The organism is Actinocrinis sp. (assembly GCF_035946395.1).
In the GTDB taxonomy this organism is placed as follows: domain Bacteria; phylum Actinomycetota; class Actinomycetes; order Streptomycetales; family Catenulisporaceae; genus Actinocrinis.
On sequence record NZ_DASYZI010000267.1, the window covers coordinates 1 to 2647 of the forward strand.

Annotated in this window: 2 protein-coding genes; one reads left to right on the forward strand and one right to left on the reverse strand. The window is 68.5% G+C overall.

Annotation, left to right across the window (positions count from 1 at the left end):
* The coding region (locus VGS97_RS16490) for a TetR/AcrR family transcriptional regulator (protein ID WP_326854418.1) at positions 1-353 on the reverse strand (353 nt) is incomplete at its 3' end.
* 174 nt (positions 354-527) lie between these two features.
* Between VGS97_RS16490 and VGS97_RS16495 the strand changes: the two genes are divergently transcribed.
* Positions 528-2647: MMPL family transporter (locus tag VGS97_RS16495; protein WP_326854419.1), on the forward strand; the 2120-nt coding region annotated here is incomplete at its 3' end.

The window sequence follows — 2647 nt, forward strand, 5'->3', positions numbered from 1 at the left end:
GGATCGGTGGCGGCCATCACCGCGTAGTGGCGGTTCTGGACCAGGAAATGGACGAAGCCGTTCACCAGGAACTCCAGCCGGGCCCGCCGCCCGCGTATCGCGGCCGCTTCGTCGAGCAGGGCCTCGAGCCGCTGGACTCCGGGCTGCATGATCGCGTCCAGGATCTCGTTCTTGGCGCGGAAGTGGTAGTAGACGGCGGCCTTGGTCAGCGCCATCTCGTCGGCGATCATCTGCAGGGAGGTGGCGTCGTAGCCGCGTTCGGCGAACAGCCGCTGCGCTGTCTCCAGGATCTGCTGCCTGGTCCGCTCGGCCTGTACCGCTCGGCTGGACATGCTCTTGACCGGCGTCGCCATCGGTGCGCTCCTCATTCGCGGTTCCGGATCACAGTGTACTAGCTGTCGGCTAGTGATTCACTAGCTGAACGGCAAATGGGTCACTTTACGAGTGGCTGGTGATTCACTTGACGTATGGCTAGTGAATGTCCTAGGGTCGGATCCGAACCTGCATCCGATCCATGGAGACCTGCCATGTCGAACTACCTGTACCGACTCGCCCGCTTCGCGTTCCGGCGACGGCGGCTGGTCCTGGCGGCCTGGCTGGTCGCGGCCATCGCCGCCATCGCCATCGCCACCATCAGCGGCGGGAAGACCAACGACAACTTCACCATCCCGGGTACCGAGGCGCAGAACGCCGCGCAGGTCCTGGCGGCCAAGCTGCCGGCCTTCAGCGGCGGTCAGAGCACGATCGTCTTCGCCACGACGGGCGACGGCGCGAAGGTCACCGATCCGGCCGCCCAGGCCGCGATCCAGACGGCCATGAGCAAGCTCAGGTCGATACCGCAGGTCTCCGCGGTCGCGGATCCCTTCCAGGGCCGGCAAGTGTCGCAGAGCGGCCAGGTGGCGCTCGGGCAAGTGCAATGGTCGGCCAAGGCGGCCGACGTGAAGGACGCCAGCCTCAACGCCGTCAAGGACGCGATGAAGCCCGTGCAGGCCGACGGCGTGCAGGTCGAATACAACGGCAGCGTCTACCCGGGCTGGCGCCCGCCCATCTCCGAGACGCCCGAGCTGATCGGCCTGCTCATCGCGTTCGGCATCTTGATGATCACCTTCGGCGCGTTCGCGGCCGCGGGCATGCCCATCCTGAGCGCGATCATCGGCGTGGTCACCACCTTGATGGGCATCACCGCCGTCGCGTCGGTGCTGACCATCGCCTCGGCATCGACCACGGTCGCGCTCATGCTCGGGCTCTCCTGCGGCATCGACTACGGCCTGTTCATCTTGTCCCGGCACCGCACCAACCTGCTCAACGGCATGACCCCGGAGGAGTCGGTGCCGCTGGCCATGGGCACGGCCGGCAGCTCGGTCGTCTTCGCCGCCCTGACCGTGATCATCGCGTTGTGCGGCCTGACCGTCGTGGGCATCCCGTTCCTGACCGTGATGGGCCTGGCCGCCGCGGCCTCGGTCACCGTCGCGCTGCTGATCGCCCTGACCCTGCTGCCGGCCATGCTGGGCTTCGCCGGCCCCAAGGTGGCCAAGTTCACCCGGCTGCCGCTGCTCGGGGCCCGCGCCGCGCGGGTCGCCCGCCGGTCCGCCGCCGACCCCGACAGCACGGCCGGCGCCGGCTGGGCCCGGTTCGTGGTGCGCCACCGGGTACCCGTGCTCCTCGGCGGGATCGCCCTGCTCGGCGTGCTCGCGATCCCGGCCGCGTCGATCCACCTGGGCCTGCCCAGCGGGGCCACGCAGTCCGCCGGCAACACCCAGCGCCAGGCCTACGACCTCACTACCGAAGGCTTCGGCGCCGGTTACAACGGTGCGCTGCTGATCGTCGCCCTGGGCGTCCTCAGCGCCTCAGACACCCAGCAGATCGCCCGGGCCCTCACCACGATGCCCGACGTCGCGCAGGTGACCCCGCTGGCCGCGCAGGACGGCGTCGCGCTGATCCGGCTGATTCCCAAGTCCGGGCCCAGCGACCCGGCCACCGCCAGCCTCGTGCACACGCTGCGCGACGACCGGGCCGCGATCGAGGGCAACACCGGCGCGCACATCTTGATCGGCGGCACCACGGCGTCCAACATCGACGTCTCCGCCAAGCTGTCTGCCGCCCTGCCGATCTTCCTGATCGTCGTGGTCGGCCTCGCGTTCATCCTGCTCACGTTCGCATTCCGGACGATCCTGGTGCCGATCACGTCGATCCTGGGTTTCCTGCTCTCCATGTCCGCGGCGCTCGGCGCCCAGGTCGCGATCTTCCAGTGGGGCTGGGGCCAGCACCTGCTCGGCATCACCCCGGCGCAGACGATCAGCTTCCTGCCGGTCATCATGCTGGCGATCATCTTCGGCCTGTCCAGTGACTACGAGGTGTTCGTCGTCTCGCGGATCAAGGAGGAGTACACCGCGAACGGCGGCGCCCGCCGCGCCGTCCAGCGCGGCACCGGATTGTCAGCACGGGTGGTCACCGCGGCGGCGCTGATCATGTTCTCCATCTTCGTGGCCTTCATGTTCACCAACGACCCGACCATCAAGGCGATCGGCTTCAGCTTCGCCGCCGGCGTGTTCCTGGACGCCTTCGTCGTGCGGCTCACGCTGGTCCCGGCCGTCATGGCGATCATCGGGTCAAGGTTCTGGTACCACCCCCAGTGGTTCGCCAGGCG